Origin of the sequence: Kitasatospora sp. NPDC101157, from assembly GCF_044768255.1 — a bacterium.
In the GTDB taxonomy this organism is placed as follows: domain Bacteria; phylum Actinomycetota; class Actinomycetes; order Streptomycetales; family Streptomycetaceae; genus Kitasatospora.
On the sequence record NZ_JBIWPL010000012.1, the window covers coordinates 182,709 to 202,055 of the forward strand.

General features: G+C 72.7%; 11 protein-coding genes. 10 read left to right on the forward strand and 1 reads right to left on the reverse strand.

The genetic code is table 11. The annotated features are described in order from the left end of the window. Positions 1 to 189 precede the first annotated feature (189 nt). Together ACIRVF_RS23785 and ACIRVF_RS23790 are read left to right on the forward strand one after the other, a co-directional pair. Entirely contained in the window at positions 190 to 4,485 is a 4,296-nt protein-coding gene (locus ACIRVF_RS23785) for a ricin-type beta-trefoil lectin domain protein (RefSeq protein ID WP_402821136.1), read from the forward strand. Between the two features lie 205 nt (positions 4,486 to 4,690). Further along, positions 4,691 to 8,626 (forward strand): beta-N-acetylglucosaminidase domain-containing protein, encoded by a 3,936-nt coding sequence (locus ACIRVF_RS23790; RefSeq protein ID WP_402821139.1) that lies wholly within the window; start codon positions 4,691 to 4,693, stop codon positions 8,624 to 8,626. A 111-nt stretch (positions 8,627 to 8,737) separates the two neighbouring features. On the opposite strand, the gene ACIRVF_RS23795 is transcribed toward ACIRVF_RS23790, so the two are convergent. Next, positions 8,738 to 9,382, reverse strand: coding sequence for an HNH endonuclease (locus tag ACIRVF_RS23795; RefSeq protein ID WP_030287845.1), 645 nt, complete (start codon positions 9,380 to 9,382; stop codon positions 8,738 to 8,740). Between the two features lie 534 nt (positions 9,383 to 9,916). Between ACIRVF_RS23795 and ACIRVF_RS23800 the strand changes: the two genes are divergently transcribed. The 8 genes from ACIRVF_RS23800 (at position 9,917) to ACIRVF_RS23835 (ending at position 19,213) form a co-directional block, all read left to right on the forward strand. Further along, positions 9,917 to 11,086, forward strand: a complete 1,170-nt coding sequence (locus ACIRVF_RS23800) for a mechanosensitive ion channel family protein (RefSeq protein WP_402821143.1) — start codon at positions 9,917 to 9,919, stop codon at positions 11,084 to 11,086. A 230-nt stretch (positions 11,087 to 11,316) separates the two neighbouring features. Then, positions 11,317 to 12,507 carry an ROK family protein gene (locus ACIRVF_RS23805; RefSeq protein ID WP_402821146.1) on the forward strand — a complete coding sequence of 397 codons (1,191 nt, stop codon included), beginning with the start codon at positions 11,317 to 11,319 and terminating at the stop codon, positions 12,505 to 12,507. Between the two features lie 128 nt (positions 12,508 to 12,635). Continuing rightward, entirely contained in the window at positions 12,636 to 13,991 is a 1,356-nt protein-coding gene (locus ACIRVF_RS23810; RefSeq protein ID WP_402821149.1) for an ABC transporter substrate-binding protein, read from the forward strand. 24 nt (positions 13,992 to 14,015) lie between these two features. Continuing rightward, positions 14,016 to 15,020, forward strand: a complete 1,005-nt coding sequence (locus ACIRVF_RS23815) for a carbohydrate ABC transporter permease (protein WP_402821152.1) — start codon at positions 14,016 to 14,018, stop codon at positions 15,018 to 15,020. Positions 15,021 to 15,043: 23 nt separating this feature from the next. Beyond that, a complete protein-coding gene (locus tag ACIRVF_RS23820; RefSeq protein WP_402821155.1) occupies positions 15,044 to 15,943 on the forward strand; it encodes a carbohydrate ABC transporter permease in 900 nt (299 codons plus the stop codon). Beyond that, complete coding sequence (locus tag ACIRVF_RS23825) at positions 15,943 to 17,256, forward strand: 6-phospho-beta-glucosidase (RefSeq protein ID WP_402821158.1); 1,314 nt, start codon at positions 15,943 to 15,945, stop codon at positions 17,254 to 17,256. The genes ACIRVF_RS23820 and ACIRVF_RS23825 overlap by 1 nt, the downstream gene beginning before the upstream one ends. Before the next feature lie 106 nt (positions 17,257 to 17,362). After that, positions 17,363 to 18,382: an N-acetylglucosamine kinase gene (locus ACIRVF_RS23830; RefSeq protein WP_402821161.1), complete on the forward strand. Its 1,020-nt coding sequence runs from the start codon at positions 17,363 to 17,365 to the stop codon at positions 18,380 to 18,382. Between the two features lie 129 nt (positions 18,383 to 18,511). After that, positions 18,512 to 19,213 carry a hypothetical protein gene (locus ACIRVF_RS23835; RefSeq protein WP_402821164.1) on the forward strand — a complete coding sequence of 234 codons (702 nt, stop codon included), beginning with the start codon at positions 18,512 to 18,514 and terminating at the stop codon, positions 19,211 to 19,213. Positions 19,214 to 19,347 lie beyond the last annotated feature (134 nt).

Genomic DNA, 19,347 nt, shown 5'->3' on the forward strand with positions numbered 1-19,347 from the left:
CACGATGTCGACAAAACACTTTGACAGCGAATCGAATGTGAAGGCACCGTGCGCCTGACTTCCGTTCACATCGCCATCGGAGACGGGCTGTTCATGTTGAGGTCACAACCTCCATCTCTTCCAACGCGCAGGCGGAACCCCAGAAACCGGACATTCGGTGCGGCTCTCCTTCCGTTCGCCTGCACGGCCGTGCTCTCGCTGGGCGCAGGTCTGCTCGGCGCACCGACCGTCGCCGCAGCGGCTCCCACCGACCGGAACCACGGCCCCGCCGATCCCTCCTGGCCCAGCACGCCGGCCCAGCCCGCCAAGGGTCCGTCCGATCCCCGGGGCGCCCAGATCGCGGCGATCCACGCGGCCCAGGCCAAGGCGAAGAGCACCGGCAAGCCCGTCGTCGTCGACGCGCTGACCACGGGAAGCAGCCAGACCACCGCCAACCCGGACGGCACGGTCACCAACGACTCCAGCCCGGTGGCGGAGCGGGTCAAGAACCCGGACGGCAGCTGGCGCCCGGTCGACGCGACCCTCCGGGCAGATCCGGACGGAACGCTCGCGCCGACGGCCGCGCCCTCGGCGCTCACCTTCTCGGGTGGCGGCAGCGGTCCTCTGGCCACCATGACCACGGCGGACGGCAAGAAGTTGTCGGTCAAGGCCCCGTTCGACCTGCCGAAGCCCGAACTCAGCGGCAGCAGCGCGCTCTACCGGTCCGTCCTGCCCGACGTCGACCTGGAGCTGAGCGCCACCACCGCCGGCGGCTGGCGCCAGGTCCTGATCGTCCGCACCGCCCAGGCCGCGACCGATCCGAGGATCAAGAAGCTCCACCTCGACACCGCTGTCGACGGGCTGACCGTCAAGGCGGACGCCAACGGCAACCTGACGGCCGAGGACGCGTCCGGCGCGGCGCGCTTCACCGCGCCCACGCCGGTCATGTGGGACTCCACCACAGGCGCCGCGCCGGCAGTCGCCGGGAAGGCTCAGAGCAAGGTCGCCGCCGCACCTGCGGCGGACGACGGTGCCGCCGCGCCCGGGTCCACCAGCAAGGCTCCGGGCCCCGGTGCGAAGACCGCGACGATCACCACCACGGTCAACGGCAGCGGCATCGACCTCGTCCCCGACGCCTCGGTGCTCGGGCAGGGCACCGGCCCCTGGTACATCGACCCGGGCTGGAACCCCAGTGTCGACAACGGCGCCCAGGCCTGGGCGCAGGTGCAGTGGGCCTACCCCGACACCCCCGAGTACAACGGCACCCAGTACGGCCAGGACAAGCCGGCCGCCGGCTACTGCGGCTACATCGACTCGCAGCACCGCTGCGAGAAGGAAGGCAGGGAACGCGCCTACTTCCAGGTCGGCCTGAACTCCGCCTTCTGGGACTCGGCCGTACTGAGCGCCACGCTCTACGCCACCGTCGCGGTCTCGTCGAGTCCGTCGACCGACACACCGATGGGCCTCTACTCGACCGGCTCGGGCACCAGCAACCCGATCAACCAGTGGACGACGTGGAACGCCCAGCCCTGCAAGGAACCGTGGAACTGCGCCAAGGTCGAGACGAAGTCGATCAAGGGTGAGGGCGGCGTCGAGTTCAACGTCTACAACCAGATGGTCCAGGCCGCACGCGAGCACTGGGGCGGCTGGACGTTCATGTTCGCGCCGGACAACGAGACCAACAAGTACTACCGCCAGCGGTTCGCCAACAACCCGCACATCTCGGTCACTTACGACTTCGCACCGCACGTCGGCAGTCCGGGCGCCAGCCCCACGCCGGGCTTCGCGCGTGACGCGGCCTACGACCAGTGCCAGACCCCCGGTACCGCCCACCCCTGGGACAACCCGGGCTGGGTGGGGGCCAACACCGACATCAACCTGGCCGCGGACACCTGGTCGCCGACCGGCGAGCAGCTCTGGACCACGTTCAAGATCTGGGACGACGACGACAACGGCTCCTCGAAGATCTACGACACCGGGTGGGCCGCGAGTTCGGGCCGCCGGACCGTGAGTGTCGGCTCCCTGATCGACGGCCACCAGTACGGCTGGTTCGGCCACACCGGCGACGGCACCCTCGACAGCGACAACACCGCGATGTGCTTCCTGCGCATCGACCGCACCCCGCCGACCGCCCGCATCACCTCGACGGACTTCCCGGAGTCGGGCACCCTCGGCGGGCACCCGAAGCTCGTCGGCCAGGAGGGCGTCTTCACCCTCAGCGGCACCGACCCGACGCCGTCCGGCGGCGGCCGTTCCTCCGGTCTGGCCTGCGCGCGCTGGACCACCGACCCGATCCAGGCCGCCGCCACCGGGTGGAACTGCAACGACGGCGGAAACATCGTCAAGATGAACGGCGACGGCAGCTTCCAGCTGAAGTACACCCCCTGGCACTGGGGGACCAACTTCCTCTACCTGCAGACCCAGGACAACGCCGGCAACATGTCGCAGCCGGTCGTCTACACCTACTTCGTACCGAGCAACCCGGCCGCCGGCGACCCCGTCATGGGCGACATCGACGGCGACCGCAAGGGTGACGTCCTGCTCCCGGACGGCACCGGCTCGCTGCGCCTGGTCGGCGCGAACGCCGATCCGTACGCCGCTCCGAACACCAAGCCGGCCTCGGCACCGGGAGCGGCCGACAACCAGGACTGGAGCACGGCCCAGATCACCCACCGGGGTTCGTTCAGCGACCGGAACGTGGACGACCTGGTCGCCCACGCGCCCGGAAGCCCGTTCCTCTCCCTCTACCCGAACGACGACATCGCCGGACACCTGGACGGCCAGGCGGCGACCACGCTGGCCAAGAGCCGGACCTGCGTCCTGCCCGACGGCACGCCCATCGACTGCGCGGCCAACGGGAACGGCGGCGACTGGTCCGCGGTCACCCAGATCGCCGCGCTCGGCTCGCCCTTCGGTGACACGCCCGACCGGGCGGGCACCTCCACCGCCGGTCTGCCCCGTTCCTCCCTGCTCTTCGTCGAGAAGAGCAGGCTGTGGCTCAGCCTGTCGTACAACGTCAAGCAGCTCGACGGCCCCGCCATCCTGCTCTCCCAGAGCCAGGCCTGGGACTCCTACGACCTGATCACCCCCGGCCCGGCCAAGGGCACCAACATCCCGACCGTCTGGGCCCGGTCGAAGTGGGACGGCACCGTCCACGCCTACCAGTTGGCCAAGGGCGCCACCCAGGGCACCGTCGACGCCTCGGCCTTCGCCGATCCCACCAAGGGCTGGCTGGCCAACGGCGTCGACGCCAAGCTCTACCCGAAGGTCGGCTCCAGCGGCGACGTCACCGGTGACGGCGTCCCGGACCTCTGGGCCGTCGACACCAACAACCAGTTGGTCGCCTGGGCCGGCGTCGGCACCAAGGCAGCCGACGTCAACAGCGGCCCGACGGTGACCGGTCTGGAGACGAAGCCGGTCGTACTCGGCAACCTCAACCACCCGGTCGGCAACTGGCTGGCCGCGCCGAACGGCGGCAACACCGTTCCCGACGGCCAGAAGAAGGCCGACGGGACGGCGTCGGGCGTGAGTTGGGTCGGGGACACGGTGGACGGCCGCGCCACCACCGTGGGCGCCTTCAGCCCCGGCGCCGGATCGACCGTCACGATGTCGCGCCCCGTGGTCGACACCCGGAAGAGCTTCACGGTCTCCACCTGGGCCAAGACCGGTCCGAAGGGCGGCGTCATCGCCAGCCAGGACACCGTGCACGGCAGCAACTTCATCCTGTACGCGGACGCCAAGTACGGCTTCTGGGCCTTCGCCCTGTCGGTCAGTGACGACGACAACTGGTCGTACGACTACACGGACACCAGGAACGCCGGAGCCTACTTCCGACCCGGCGTGTGGACCCGGCTCACCGCCTCCTACAACGCCGATACCGGCGCGATGTCGCTGTACGTGGACGGCGTCCTCGCCACGACCGGCTACCACCGGGCGAGCACCAGCCCGCCGCCCTCGGGGCCGTTCGTCCTGGGCCGGTACCGGTACCAGTCCAAGCCGACCGACAGCTTCGACGGGAGCATCAGCAGCACCGCCGTCTACCCGTTCGCGGTGGCGCCGACCGCTCCAGGCTCCGCGAGCGTCATCCGCTCGCGCGTCGACGTCAACAAGTGCGTGGACCTCAACGGCGCCGTGGCGGGCAACGGCACCGCGGTCCAGCTCTACGACTGCAACGGGAGCACCGCGCAGCAGTTCTCGCTGGGCGGCGACGGCACCGTCCGGGTCATGAACGGATGCCTGGCGCCGGTGAACGCCGGTACGGGCAACGGCGTGCAGATGGAGTACCACACCTGTGACGGCACCGCCGCGCAGAAGTGGATCCCGCTCGCCAACGAGGCGCTGTACCACCCGGCCTCCGGCCGGTGCCTCGACCTGCCGGGCGGGAACACCACCAACGGCACGCGGCTCCAGCTGTGGGACTGCCAGACCGACCAGCTCGGCCTCAACCACCAGTGGTCCGTCCCGAACCTGCGGACGGCCGTGCCGCCCGCTCCTCCGCGTTCCTGACGTCCGCGTCCTGAGCTGCTGGTTCTCGGGCCCGTTCCGCCTCGTGGCGGAGCGGGCCCGAGGTGTGTCGGGGGTGTGTCGGGGATGGTTCGGATGGTGGGATGAAATCGGGCAAAGTAGGCATAGCCGTCGGTGACATTGACACCGGGTTGGGTAGCTGGTGGGGTTGCTCGCGTTGTGGTCCAGGCCTGGCGAGGAGGCCCCTGTGCAAGCCCGTGTGTCCGTTGTGGCCGGGCGGCGGCTGCGGCAGCAGTTGGAGCAGACTCCGGCGCTGCGCGAGGTGCTGCACCATCCGGCGGCGCTGGCGGCGCGGCGGGCGACGGCGCGGACGTGCCGTCAGCTGGCGCCGCGGACCGCGGACCGGGTGATCGCCGATCTGAAGGGGACGGAGCCGCTGTTGGCGTCGGTGCGGGCGGAGCGTGCGGCCGGGCGGCCGGGGCGGCGGGCGATGCAGATCGCGGCCGGGGTGGTGACCGCGGCGGTGGTGGGCGGGCTGCTGGCCGGTCCGCTGCCGTCGACGGCGTACGCGGCGACGCCCGGGCCGGACGTGGTGAGCACCGCGCCGCAGACGCCGCTGGGGAGCGTGACCGACCCGCAGGTGTTCCCGCGTCCGCAGGAGCAGACCGTGGCGGGCAAGGCCGTCACCGTTCCGGCCGCCGTGACGCTGGTGACCGCGCCCAAGGTGGACCGGGGCGCGGTGGACGCCGTCCGCGAGGTGCTGACCGTCGCCGGGGCGACCGACGTGTCGCCGCAGGCGGACGGCGGGACGCCGGCGGCCGGCTCGCTGGTGGTGTACGTCGGCGGGACCGCGGAGGGCGCCGGGGGCGAGGTGGACCGGACGCTGCGCCAGCTGACCGCCGCGGCCGGCGGCAAGGACGGCTCCGCGCCGTCCACAGCGGGCATGCCGCCCAGCGGCTACGTGCTGTCGGCCGGTCAGCTGCCCGCCCAGGGCGGCGGGACGTACGGCGCGGTGGTGCTGGCGGGTGCGGACGCGGCCGGCACCTTCTACGCCGCGCAGAGCCTGCGCCAGCTGCTCGCCGCCGTCCCGGCCGGGCAGGGCCAGGGGCCGGGCGCGGCCGGGCTCGGCGTGCCCGGGATCACGCTGCGGGACTGGCCGAGCGGCGCGGCGGTGCGCGGCACCGCGGAGGCGTTCTACGGCACCCCGTGGACCGCCCAGCAGCGGCTCGACCAGGTCGACTTCCTGGGCCGCTCCAAGCAGAACTTCTACCTCTACGCCCCGGGTGACGACCCGTTCCGGCTCAGCCGCTGGCGCGACGCCTACCCCGCCGACCAGCAGTCCGACCTGCGCGAGCTCGGTGACCGGGCCCGACTGAACCACGTCACCCTCGGCTACGCGATCGACCCGGGGCAGTCGCTCTGCTTCACCGACGACGACGACGTCGACGCGCTGGTCAGGAAGCTGGACGGGCTGCGCAAGCTCGGTTTCACCGCGTTCCAGCTGCAGTTCCTGGACGTCAGCTACACCGAGTGGCACTGCGGCGACGACCGCGACGAGTACGGCACCGGCCCGGCCGCCGCGGCCAAGGCGCAGGCCGCGCTGGTCAAGAAGGTGCAGGACCGGCTGATCGCGAAGAACCCGGGCCTGGCGCCGCTGTCCGTCGTCCCGACCGAGTACCACAAGCAGGGTTCGACGCCGTACCGCAAGGCGCTGGCCGACGCGCTGCCGGCCGGCGTGCAGGTGGCCTGGAGCGGCGGCGCGGTGATCCCGGAGAAGATCACCGGCGCCGAGACCTCGGACACCGGCAGCCTGTACGGGCACCCGCTGGTCACCATGGACAACTACCCGGTCAACGACGCCAGCCCGGACCGGCTCTTCCTCGGTGCCTACACCGGCCGCGACCCCGAGGTGGCGACCCGCTCCGCCGTGCTGCTGACCGGCGCCATGCAGCAGCCGGTGGCCTCCCGGATCGCGCTCGCCACGGCCGGCGACTTCGCCTGGAACCCGGCCGGCTACAAGCCCGACGACTCCTGGCGGGCCGCGGTGCGCTCGCTGGCCGGCCCGACCGGCGCCGCCGCGACGCCCGCCGGGTCGGCGCTGTCCGCCGTCACCGCGCTGGCCGGCAACAGCACCTCATCGCCGCTGGCCAAGCAGGAGTCCGGCTACCTGCAACCGCTGCTGGACCAGTTCTGGGCCAACGCCGAGCCCACCTCCGGCGCGGCCCCCGACCTCAACAAGCTGATAGCGGCGGCGGCCCCGCTGCGGGACGCCTTCACCACGATGGCGGGCGCCCAGCAGACCCTGGCCGGCACCCAGGCCACCGCCCAGCTGGCCGCCGAGGCCGGCCCCTGGCTGGGCCCGCTGCGCGACTACGGGCTGGCCGGGCAGGCCGCGCTCGACATGCTGCTGGCCCAGCACGGTGGCGACGGCGCGGCGGCCTGGAAGGCCCGTGTCAGGCTCAACCAGCTGCGGGCGCAGCTCGCCCAGACCCCGGCGACCATCGGCGCGGGGGTGCTCGGCCCGTTCCTGGACCGCGCCGTGCGCGCCGCCGACAACTGGTCCGGCGTGGTCAGCGGCGGCATCACCCCGACCACCAGCATGGGCACCGCCCACGACCACCTGCCCGCGCTGATGGTCGACGGCCAGGCCGGCACCTTCTACTGGAGCTCCGCTCCCCCGCAGGCCGGCGACTCGGTCGGCGTCGACCTCGGCGCGGGCCGGCCGATCAGCGGCGTCACCGTCCTGATGGGCGGCTGGGGCGACGGTCCGGACGCCCAGAACGCCGTGGACGACTACATCCGCGACGGGGTGCTGGAGTACAGCACCGGCGAGGGCGGCTGGCAGCAGCTCGCCGTGGTGAAGAACCAGAAGACGGTCAGCGCCCAGCTGCCGGCCGGCACCGTGGTGCGGGCGGTGCGGCTGCGGGCGACCGCCGCGCAGAAGACCGCCGTGGCGGTGCGCGAGTTCACCGTGACCGCCCCGGACGAGTCCCCGGCCAGCGTCTCCGGCGGGCCGGCCGCGCTGCCCGGCTCCTCGGCCGCGGCCGTGCTGGACGGCAACCCGGACACCGCGTACCGCGCCGCCCAGGCGCCCACCGCGCTGGACGCGCCGCTCGTCGTCGAGCTGGGCAGCGCCCGCCCGCTGGACCGGCTCACCGTGCTGACCGACCCGAACGTGCGCGCCACCGCCACCGTCGCGGTGCGCCACGCGGACGGCAGCTGGGTGGACATCGGCACCGTACAGCCCGGCTACAACGAGCTGCCGGCCGGCGGGCAGGCCGCCGACGCGTTCCGGCTGACCTGGAAGCCCGGCGGCGACCCGCCGGTGGTCAACCAGGTGATCCCCTGGTACGCGGACGCCCCGGCGGCCCGGCTGAGCCTTGCCGATCCCGCCCTGGACGTGGTCACCGGCGCCGCCGCGCCCACCAGGACCCAGGCCACCGTCGAGGCCGGCCGCCCCGAGGGCACCACCGGCGAGCTGCGCACCGAGGTTCCGGCCGCCGCCAAGGGCCTGACCGTGACCCCGGCCGGCCCGGTGACCGTGCCGCGCGGCGGCCGGGTCGGCGTGCCGCTGCTGGTCACCGCCGCGCAGGGGACGCCCTCCGGGACCTACCAGGTGCCGGTGTCATACGTGGCGGGCGGCACGACCGTGAAGCAGGTGCTGCAGGTGCACGTGGTGCCGCCGACCGGCGGGCCGGACCTGGCGGTCGGCGCGCAGGCGAGCTCCTCGGGCGACGAGACGCCGAACTTCCCGGCCTCGGCGGTCGCCGACGGCGACCCGAAGTCCCGCTGGTCCTCCCCGGCCAAGGACGACGCCTGGGTGCAGCTGGCGCTGCCGCAGGCGTCCCACCTGGGGGCGGCGGTGCTGCACTGGCAGTCCGCGTACGCCTCCTCGTACAAGATCCAGGTCTCGGCGGACGGCAGCAGCTGGACGGACGCGGCGACGGTGGACAACGGCAAGGGCGGCGACGAGACGGTGCGCTTCGACGCGCCGAACGTGCGGTACGTCCGGATGCAGGGCGTGGCGCGGGCCACCAAGTTCGGCTACTCGCTGTACGGCATCGAGCTGTACGCCGTCACGGCTCCGGCCGCCCCGCAGCAGCCGCCGGCCAACCCGCCGGGGCAGCCGGGGCAGCCGGGCCAGTCGGGGGCGCCGGTCGCGCCGCCGGCGACGAAGCCGTAGCGCTTCCCGTTCAGAACAGCGGCGGGCCGCCGGGCTCCCCTTCGCGGGGGGCGCGGCGGCCCATGAGGCGCGTACCGACGTGTGACGGGCGGGCCCTTTGTGTCGCTTCGGTCAGGCGGAGAGCGGTTCGGGCTGCTCGCCGCGGCGGACGGGGGCGGGGTGGGCGGCGTGCGCCCGGCCGATCGGGACGGAGTGGGTCGGCTCGGTATGGTCGTGGTGCTCGTACTCGCCCCACTGCGGCGCGCGCAGCTGGTCACCGCCGCCGTACGGCTCCAGGTAGGGCCGCCAGCGCGGGTCCTTGATCCCGGTGCCGATGATCCTCCAGGCGAGGCCGCTGGGCGGTGCGGGTGGTCGTTTCATCCGCCAGCCGAGTTCGGTCAGGTGGCGGTCGGCCTTGGTGTGGTTGCAGCGGCGGCAGGCCGCCACCACGTTGTCCCACCGGTGCTGGCCGCCCCGGCTGCGCGGGATGACGTGGTCGACGCTGGTGGCGGCGGCCCCGCAGTAGACGCAGCGGCCGTGGTCGCGGGCGAACAGCGCCCGGCGGGTGAGCGGGACGGGCCCGCAGAACGGGACCCGGACGAAGCGGGTCAGACGGACGACGGACGGCGCCGGTAGGGCGCTGGTGGCGCTGTGCAGAGTGACTCCCGTGTCCTCCAGGCTGACCGCCTTGTGGTTGAGGACCAGGATGAGTGCGCGGCGCATCGATACGACGCCGAGTGGCTCGTAGGACGCGTTGAGGACCAGGACATGCGGCACGGATGCCTCCTTGGACGCCTGCGGCGCGTGGCTCGCGCCGGGACGAGCGGTTGGATCCCGCAACGAGTGCGCGATCTCCCCCAGTGTCGCCTTACGCCTTCGTACGGCGCCACCACTCCTGTGTAACGGACCTGACGTGAACTCCGGGTGTGGTGTCCGTCATAGCCGGTATGCCCGGGGGAAGGTCCGGTTGCACCCGGGTGCCGCCGGGGCGGGGGCGGGGGCCGGGCGGGGAGCGCGGCTCGGCCGGTCGGAGCAGCCCGCTGGGCCGTACGGCGGCGGTCCTGCGGCCGTTCGGGGTGGTGGGGCCGGTGGTGCGGGGCGGTGCGGGCGTGGCGCGGAGTGGTGCGGGGGCGGGGCCGGCGGGTGCCCTCGGGGGAGCGCACCGGGGCATTGACGGGGCGTCCGGGGTGCGCCGTACGCCCCGCGCGCGGTCCGGGCAGGTGTTCGGCGCCGGATAGGCTAGCCCGCACGGTCCGTGGGCCGCTTGCGCGGCGCGGACCGGTCAGGCCCCCAGCAAGGAAGGTCCCGCACGTGTTCCGCTTCGGCGCCACCGGTCCGACCGACGCGTCCTCGGCGCTCTCCACCCCGACGCCGGTGCCGTCCCCCACCGCCTCCCCCACCGCGCCGGAGCTGCCGCAGCTGCGGATCCCCACCAGCGCGCAGGAGGTCACCGACACCACCAAGCAGGCGGCCAGCTGGTTCGACACCCACTGGCAGAGCTGGCTGGCGGCCGGCCTGCAGATCGTCCTGATCATCGTGCTGGCGCTGGTGCTGCGGGTCGTGGTGAGCAAGCTGATCACCCAGCTGATAGCGCGGATGGCGCGCGGCCACGACCACCACGAGGAGAGCCGGCTCGGCGGGCTGCTGGCCAACCACGGGGTGGTGAACCCGGAGCGGCGCCAGCAGCGCTCGGAGGCGATCGGCTCGGTGCTGCGCAGCGTGGCGTCCTTCACCATTCTGGGCACGGCGGCGCTGATGGTGCTCTCCGCGCTGGGGATGAACCTGGCGCCGCTGCTGGCCAGCGCCGGTGTGGCCGGTGTGGCGATCGGTTTCGGCGCCCGCAACCTGGTGACGGACTTCCTCTCCGGGGTCTTCATGATCATGGAGGACCAGTACGGCGTCGGCGACGAGATCGACACCGGGGTGGCCACCGGCACGGTGCTGGAGGTCGGGCTGCGGGTGACCAAGCTGCGCGGGGCCAACGGCGAGATCTGGTACATCCGCAACGGCGAGGTGAAGCGGATCGCCAACATGAGCCAGGGCTGGGCGACCGCCTCGGTGGACGTGCAGGTCGGGTACAAGGAGGACCTGCAGCGGGTCGAGGACCTGATCCAGGAGACCGCCGAGGGGCTGGCCAAGGAGGCGCCGTACGACGAGCTGGTCTGGGCGCCGGTGTCGGTCCTGGGCGTGGAGTCGGTGGCGGCGGACTCGGTGATGGTGCGGGTCGAGGCCCGGACCGCGCCGGGCAAGGCGTCGACGGTCTCCCGGGCGCTGCGCCAGCGGCTGAAGACGGCCTTCGACCAGGCGGGGATCAAGGTCAAGGAGGAGGCCACCGCGGTGGCCACCGGCGTCTCGATCACGGCGGCGGAGCCCGCCCCGCCGTCCGCCCTCTCCGACCCCGCCTCGCCCCGCTACCGGGCCACCGAACCGATCCCCCTGCCCAAGCCCCCGACGGACGACCCGACGATCGCCAAGCCGTAGGCCGATCCGTCGCCCGAGGGCCCCGTTCCCACTCCGGTGGGGGCGGGGCCTTCCGTCGTTCAGGCGGCGCTCCGGCGGACGGCGGCGCCCGGGTGGGCGGTAACGCTTCGGCATCTGGGCGTTCGGGGGCCATTGACACCCCGGTGAGGGGACCGTACGGTCCTGTGCCAAGCGACTGGAAAGTTTCCTAACAGTTCACGTCGACCGGTGGGAAGGGGAGGATTCCGGGCATGACCAAGAGCACCGCCAAGGCCCCCCTCGCCGGCACCCCCAGCCTGTTGCGCGCCATCAACGACCGCGCCGCCCTCGAACTGCTGCTGGAGAACGGGCCGCTGTCCCGCACCCAGATCGGGGCGCTGACCGGGCTGTCCAAGCCGACCGCCTCGCAGTTGCTGTCCCGGCTGGAGGCGGCCGGGCTGGTCCTGCCGGTCGGGACGACCGAGGGCGGTCCCGGCCCCAACGCGCAGCTGTACCAGGTGAATCCGGCCGCCGGGTACGTCGCCGGACTGGACGTCACCAACAGCGGGATCAGGGTCGCCGTCGCCGACATCACCGGCAGCACGCTGGCCGAGCACAGCGTGTCCACCAGAGGCGTCCCGGCCGCCGGGACGGTGCCGCGGGTGGCCGCGGCCGTCGGCGAGGCGGTGCGGGCGGCCGGGGTGCCGGCGGGGAGTCTGCGGACGGTCGCGATCGGGGTCGGCGGCGCGCCGGACCCGGTCACCGGGAAGCTGCACTACGCCTCCCACCTGCCCGGCTGGCACTCGCCCCGGCTGGTGGCCGAGCTGACCGAGGCGATCGGCGCGCCGGTGTCGATCGAGAACGACGTGAACCTGGCCGCGGTCGCCGAGCAGGTCTCCGGCGCGGCGGCCGGCTTCGAGGACTTCGTCCTGCTCTGGGCCGGTGCCGGCGTCGGCGCCGCGATCGTGCTGGCCGGGCGGCTGCACCGCGGCTTCACCGGCGGCGCCGGCGAGGTCGGCTACATGCCGGTGCCCGGTTCACCGGTCGAGTGGGACGCCCGCCGCCGCAAGTTCGGCGGCTTCCAGGCCCAGGTCGGCGCACCCGCCGTCCGGACCCTGGCGCGCGAGCACGGGCTCGGCGCGCCCACCGCGGAGGAGTCGATCGCCAAGGCCCTGGAGACCCCGGGCGCCGGTGACGCGTTCCTCACCGAACTGGCCGGACGGCTCGCCGTCGGGCTGTCCGTGATCGTCGCCGTGGTCGACCCCCAGCTGGTGGTCCTCTCCGGTGCGGTGCCGAGCGCCGGCGGCGAGCGGCTGCGCGCGCTCGTCGAGGACGAACTGGCCCGGATCTGCCTCGCCCGTCCGGAGATCCGCAGCAGTGCCCTGCCCGGCTCACCCGTCCTGCTCGGCGCCCTGCAGCGCGCCCTGACGGACGCCCGTGAGGCGGTCTTCTCCACCCACTGACGACCCACCCGCCGACCCACCCGCCGACCCACCCCCTTGACGCCCCCCCTGCACCCACCTCTCCCCGATCCCCTACGCGGGCCCCGAGGCGATGACGCCTGCCCGCGCACCCCCAGGAGGACCTCGAAGTGCACGCCACCACCTCCCGCCGAGGCCGCCGCACGATCGCCGCCGTCGCGGGCAGCGCCGTCCTGGCCCTGCTCGCCTCCGCCTGCACCGGTTCCAGCGAGTCGGGCGGCAACGACGACTCCGCCGGCGGCAAGGACGTCACCATCACCTTCTGGCACGGCTGGAGCCAGGACAGCGAGGTGAAGGCGATCAACGACACCATCGCCGCCTTCGAGAAGGCCCACCCCAACATCCACGTCAAGCCGGTGGGCAACGTCGCGGACGACAAGGTCAACCAGGCCCTGCGGGCCGGCGGCGACGACGCGCCGGACGTGGTGTCCTCCTTCACCACCAACAACGTCGGCATGTTCTGCTCGACCAAGGCCTTCATCGACCTCAAGCCCCTGTTGCAGAAGAGCGGCATCGACGCGGCCAGGACCTTCCCGGCCGCGATGCTCAACTACACGCAGTTCCAGGGCAACCAGTGCTCGCTGCCGCTGCTCGGCGACGCCTACGGGCTGTACTACAACAAGAAGGCCTTCGCCGCGGCCGGCATCAGTGCCCCGCCGAAGACCTTCAGCGAGTTCGCCGACGACGCCAAGAAGCTCACCGTCGCCGACGGCGACTCGTACAAGCAGCTCGGGTTCATGCCGCTCTACCACGGCTACGAGTCCACCACCGAGCACTTCCTCGGCCAGTACGGCGCCACCTACTTCGGTGCCGACGGCAAGTCGAACATCGCCTCCGACCCCAGGGTCGCGGCGATGCTCAGCTGGCAGAAGGGCATGGTCGACCAGCTCGGCGGCTACGCGAAGCTGGACAAGTACCGCGCCACCTTCGGCGAGGAGTTCAGCGCCAAGAACCCGTTCCAGACCGGCCAGGTCGCGATGGCCATCGACGGCGAGTGGCGCACCGCCTCGCTCGCCGAGAACAAGCCCGACTTCGACTGGGCCACCGCGCCGTTCCCCGTCCCGGACGACCAGGCCGCCACCTACGGCCGCGGCTACCAGACCGGCACCATCGTCGGCATCGCCGGCACCAGCAAGAAGCAGGCCGCGGCCTGGGAGTTCGTCAAGTTCCTGACCACCGACACCGACGCGGTGGTCGGCTTCGCCAACGCGATCCACAACGTGCCCAGCACCTTCGAGGCGCTCAACTCGCCGAAGCTGGTCGGCGACGCCAACTTCAGGACCTTCCTGGACGTCGCCAGGAACCCCGACTCGGGCACCACGCCCGCGAGCGTCAACGGCGGCGGCTACATCGTCTCGCTGCAGAACCTCGGCTACGACATCGAGTCCGGCAAGCAGCCGGACGTCCGGGCGGGCCTCGCCGCCACGGCCAAGCAGATCGACACCGACATCGCCCAGGCGAAGTAGCGGGAACGGTCCACGGAGTTCCCCATGTCACTCGCGTTCGGCACCCGCAAGGGCGCTGGGACCGGGGCGACCGACCCGGCGGCGCCGTCCACGCAGCACCTGCTGCGCCGGAAGCGCCGCCGGGAGGCGGCCCGCACCCTCGCCTTCCTGTCCCCCTGGCTGATCGGGTTCGGCGTCTTCTTCGTCTACCCGCTGGTCTCCACCGCCTACTTCTCCTTCACCCAGTACAACGGCTTCGGCAACCCGACCTTCAACGGCCTGAAGAACTGGAACTACGTCCTCAACGAGCTGCCGACCTTCTGGCAGGGCCTGCGGAACACCGTGTGGCTGGTCGTGATCATGGTCAGCCTGCGGGTCGCCTTCGGCCTCGGCATCGGGCTGCTCATCACCAAGGTCAAGACCGGCGCCGGCTTCTTCCGCACTGCCTTCTACCTGCCCTACCTGGCCCCGCCGGTGGCCGCCACGGTGGCCTTCGCCTTCCTGCTCAACCCCGGCACCGGCCCGCTCAACCACCTGCTCGGCGAGCTCGGCCTGCCCCAGCCCGGCTGGTTCGCCGACCCGAACTGGTCCAAGCCCGCGCTCACCCTGCTCGCCATGTGGGGCGTCGGCGACCTGATGGTCATCTTCATGGCCTCGCTGCTGGACGTCCCCAAGGAGCAGTACGAGGCGGCCGAACTGGACGGCGCCGGCCCGTTCCAGCGGTTCCGGTACGTCACGCTGCCGAACATCTCGCCGATCATCATGTTCGCGGTGGTCACCGGGGTCATCCAGACCATGCAGTACTACACCCAGGCGATCGTCGCGGGGAAGGTCGCCAGCGGCATCGCGGGCAACTCCGGCCAGCCGTTCGAGCCCGGCTTCCCCCAGGGCTCCACCTGGACCCTGCCGCAGATGGTCTACAACCTCGGCTTCCAGCGCTTCAACTACGGCGCGGCCTGCGTCGTCGCCCTGGTGCTGTTCGCCCTGTCGATGGCCGTCACCTCGATCCTGCTCCGCCGCAAGTCCGGCTTCATGGCGAGCGACGACTAGCGGACGGATGTGAGGACCCTCCCATGACACTCAGCTCCACACTGACCGAGGCGCCGGCCCGCGCCGCCACCGGCACCGCCGCCGCCCGGGCCGCCCGGCGACGGGCGCTGCTCAACTGGGTGGCCGTGCACTCGCTGGCCATCGCCGCCGCGCTGTTCTTCCTGCTGCCCTTCGTCTTCGTCTTCCTCACCTCGGTGATGAACGACCAACAGGCGCTCACCACCGACTACTGGCCCACTTCCTGGAACTGGGGCAACTACGCCAAGGTCTGGGACACCCCCGGCTTCCTCACCTGGTGGCGCAACACCCTGGTGTACGCCGGCGCCGGCACCCTGCTCACCGTCGTCTCCAGCCTGCCCGTCGCCTACGCGCTCGCCAAGTTCCGCTTCCGCGGCCGCAACCTGGCGCTGATGGCGGTCATCGCGATGATGATGCTGCCCCCGCAGGTCACCGTCATCCCGATGTACCTGTTCTGGGCCAAGCAGATGGGCCTGGGCGGCTCGCTCTGGCCGCTGATCATCCCGATGGCCTTCGGCGACGCGTTCTCGATCTTCCTGCTGCGCCAGTTCCTGATGACCATCCCCAAGGAGTACATCGAGGCCGCCCGGATCGACGGCTGCGGCGACCTGCGCACCCTGCTGCGGGTCGTCCTGCCGATGGCCAGGCCGGCCATCGCCGCCGTCGCCCTGTTCCAGTTCTTCTACTGCTGGAACGACTACTTCGGCCCGCAGATCTACGCCAGCAACAACCACGAGGCCTGGACGCTCAGTTACGGACTGGAGTCGTTCAAGGCCGCCCACCACACCAACTGGAACCTCACCATGGCCGCCACCCTGCTGGTGATGGCCCCGGTGATCGTCCTGTTCTTCTTCGCCCAGAAGGCCTTCATCGAAGGCGTGACACTGACAGGGGTCAAGGGCTGATGGCCGCCACACTCACGTCCGGCAGGACCGCGCTCAAGCTGGCCATCGTCGGCGGCGGTTCGACGTACACCCCCGAACTGATCGACGGTTTCGCCCGGCTGCGCGACACCCTGCCGATCGGCGAACTGGTGCTGATCGACCCGGCCGCCGAGCGACTGGAGCTGATCGGGGGGCTCGCCCGGCGGATCTTCGCCAGGCAGGGACACCCCGCCACCGTCTCGGTGACCACCGACCTGACGGCGGGCGTCGCGGACGCCGACGCCGTACTGCTCCAACTGCGGGTCGGCGGACAGGCCGCGCGCAACCAGGACGAGACCTGGCCGCTGGAGTGCGGATGCGTCGGCCAGGAGACCACCGGCGCGGGCGGGCTCGCCAAGGCGCTGCGCACCGTGCCGGTCGTCCTCGACATCGCCGAACGGGTCCGCCGGACCAACCCGGACGCCTGGATCGTCGACTTCACCAACCCGGTCGGCATCGTCACCCGCGCACTGCAGAGCGCCGGGCACAAGGCGGTCGGGCTGTGCAACGTCGCGATCGGCTTCCAGCGCAAGTTCGCCGCCCACCTGGGGGTGGACCCGGAACTGGTCCGGCTGGACCACGTCGGGCTCAACCACCTCACCTGGGAGCGCGGGGTGACCCTGCTGGACGCGCCGGGCGCCGTGAGCGGCCGGGAGGTGCTCCCGGAACTGCTGCGGGACTTCGGCAAGGAGATCGCCGACGACCTCCACCTGCCGCAGGCCTTCGTCCAGCGGCTCGGTGTGGTGCCCTCGTACTACCTGCGGTACTTCTACCAGCACGACGCCGTGGTCGAGGAACTCCGGGCCCAGGGCTCGCGGGCCGCGCAGGTCGCCGAGATCGAGCGGCAACTGCTGGAGCTGTACGCCGACCCCGCGCTGGACACCAAGCCCGAACTGCTCGGCAAGCGCGGCGGCGCCTTCTACTCGGAGGCCGCCGTCCAGCTGATCTCGGCGCTGCTGGGCACCGGCGGCGGGACGTCCGTCCAGGTGGTCAACACCCGCAACGACGGGGTGCTGCCCTTCCTGCCCGACGACGCCGTCATCGAGGTCCCGGCCGAGGTGGACGCCGACGGTGTCCGGCCGCTGCCGCAGCGGCCGGTCGAGCCGCTGTTCGCCGGGCTGGTCGCCGCCGTCACCTCGTACGAGCACCTCGCGCTCGACGCCGCCCTGCACGGCGGACGCGACCGGGTCTTCGACGCCCTGCTCGCCCACCCGCTGGTCGGCCAGATCGAGCTCGCCGACCAGCTCACGGACCGGCTGCTCGCCCACAACCGCGAGCACCTCGCCTGGGCCTGAACGCCCCCGGCCCGGCCCGCCGCGACGGCGGGCCGGGCACCGCGAGGAGACCGACCACCCCCGGCCGGGGCTCCACGGCCGGGCCACGTACGAGCCCGGGGACCAGATGACCCACCAGCCCGAACCACTCCTGTCCGGCGTCCTCGCCATCGACGCGGGCAACTCCAAGACCGACGTCGCCCTGATCGGCGCCGACGGCACCGTCCTCGGCACCGCCCGCGGCGGCGGCTTCGCCCCCCAGAAGATCGGCGGCGCCGCGGCCGTGGCCGGCCTCGCCCCCCTGGTCGAGCAGGCCGCCGCGGCCGCCGGCCTGACCGGCACCGCCGGAGTGCTCACCAGCCACGTCAGCGCCTGCCTGGCCAACGCCGACCTGCCGATCGAGGAGGAGGCGCTGCGCACCGCCCTCGCATCGCACCCCTGGGGCCTCAGCAACACCGTGGTCAACGACACCTTCGGCCTGCTGCGGGCCGGCACCGACGGCCCGCGCGGGGTCGCGGTGGTCTGCGGCGCCGGGATCAACTGCGTCGGACTGCTGCCGGACGGGCGCACCGCCCGCTTCCCGGCGCTCGGCGAACTCACCGGCGACTGGGGCGGCGGCTCCGGACTCGCCGTCAACAGCATGTGGCACGCCGTCCGCGCCGAGGACGGGCGGGGCGGGCCCACCGCACTGGCCCCTGCCATCGCCGAACACTTCGGCCTGCCCAGTGCCGGGGCCGTCGCCGAGGCCGTCCACCTCGGGCACCTGCCGGCCGCACGGCTGCACGAGATCGTCCGGCTGCTGTTCGCGGTCGCGGTCGAGGGGGACGCCGTCGCCCTGGAGCTGATCGACCGGCAGGCCGACGAGATCGTCCGGCTCGCCGTGGTCGCGCTCGGACGGCTGGAACTGCTGGACTCGCCGACCCCGGTGGTGCTCGGCGGCGGAGTGCTCGCCTCCCGCCAGCCGCTGCTGCTGGACAATCTGACGGACCGCCTGGCGCGGGCCGCGCCGCTGGCCGAGCCGCGGGTGGTCGTCGCGCCGCCGGTGCTGGGCGCGGCGCTGCTCGGGCTCGACCACCTGGGCGCGGACGGGGCGGCGCAGGCGCGGGTGCGCCAGGCGTACGAGGCGCAGCGGACGGTCGCGGCCTGACCGTTCGCCCTGCCCGAGACCTCCCGCCCCCGCCGGATCCGCACATCCGGCGGGGGCGGGAACCCTTCGGCACGCGCCCGGCGTGCACCCCGGTGCCGACCGCCACCGCCGCCCGGGGAGACTTGTGCCATGGCCGTGCCCCGCATCCTCCTCGCCGCAGCCGCGTTGACCGTGACCGCCCTGGCCGGCCTCACCGGCTGCACCCCCGCCGAGTCCCGCCCGACGGTGGCCGCCGCGTCCTCCGCCGCGGCCCTCGCCGAGGACGGCGCGGACGAACCGCTGGACGACGAACTCGACTTCGGCGACGACCTCGGTGACGACGGCACCTACACCGCCGGGCCGGTCGCGGCCCCCGCGGACCCCGGTGCCCCTGCCGACCCCGACTCCCCTGCCGACCCCGGCGCCTCCGCGGACCCTGCCGCCTCTGCCACCCCTGCTGACCCCGCTGACCCCGGCGCCTCCGCGCCGGAGTGCACGGCGCCCGCGGCCGCTCCCGGCCACCAGGTGATGATCGTGGTCGCCGCCGGTCCGGCCGAACTCACCGCCCAGCCCGCCCGCTTCAGCTGCGCCCCGCCCCGCTACGAGGCCACCGGCGCCCCCGTGCACTACGGCTTCGCCGCGGCCGGCGTCACCGCGACGCTGGTCGACCGCCCGAACGGGGAGGCGGCGAAGCCCGTCCGACTGGACGAACTGGTCATCCACCTCAACGACTGCCTCGCCGAACGCGACCCGGCCGACCCGTACGGCTGTCACGGCAACGCCTACGACGTCGTCCTGGACCCGCACGGCCGGATCGTGCGGATCGCCGAGGTCGGAGTGCCGACACCGTAGGGCACTCCGACAGGGGTGGGAAGGGAGCCGGGGTGGGCGGTTCGTGCAGGTAGTGGGGAGGGGCAATACGGTGTAAAAGCCTCCTTCAACTGTTGAGATTCGCCGTCGCTACGCGCATCAACGGGTCGTCAACT

Excerpts from the sequence above, each read along its gene's own strand:
- ACIRVF_RS23805 (WP_402821146.1), top strand. The coding sequence starts at position 11,317 with ATGACCAAGAGCACCGCCAAGGCCCCCCTCGCCGGCACCCCCAGCCTG.
- ACIRVF_RS23815 (WP_402821152.1), top strand. The coding sequence starts at position 14,016 with ATGTCACTCGCGTTCGGCACCCGCAAGGGCGCTGGGACCGGGGCGACC.
- ACIRVF_RS23820 (WP_402821155.1), top strand. The coding sequence starts at position 15,044 with ATGACACTCAGCTCCACACTGACCGAGGCGCCGGCCCGCGCCGCCACC.
- ACIRVF_RS23825 (WP_402821158.1), top strand. The coding sequence starts at position 15,943 with ATGGCCGCCACACTCACGTCCGGCAGGACCGCGCTCAAGCTGGCCATC.
- ACIRVF_RS23830 (WP_402821161.1), top strand. The coding sequence starts at position 17,363 with ATGACCCACCAGCCCGAACCACTCCTGTCCGGCGTCCTCGCCATCGAC.
- ACIRVF_RS23835 (WP_402821164.1), top strand. The coding sequence starts at position 18,512 with ATGGCCGTGCCCCGCATCCTCCTCGCCGCAGCCGCGTTGACCGTGACC.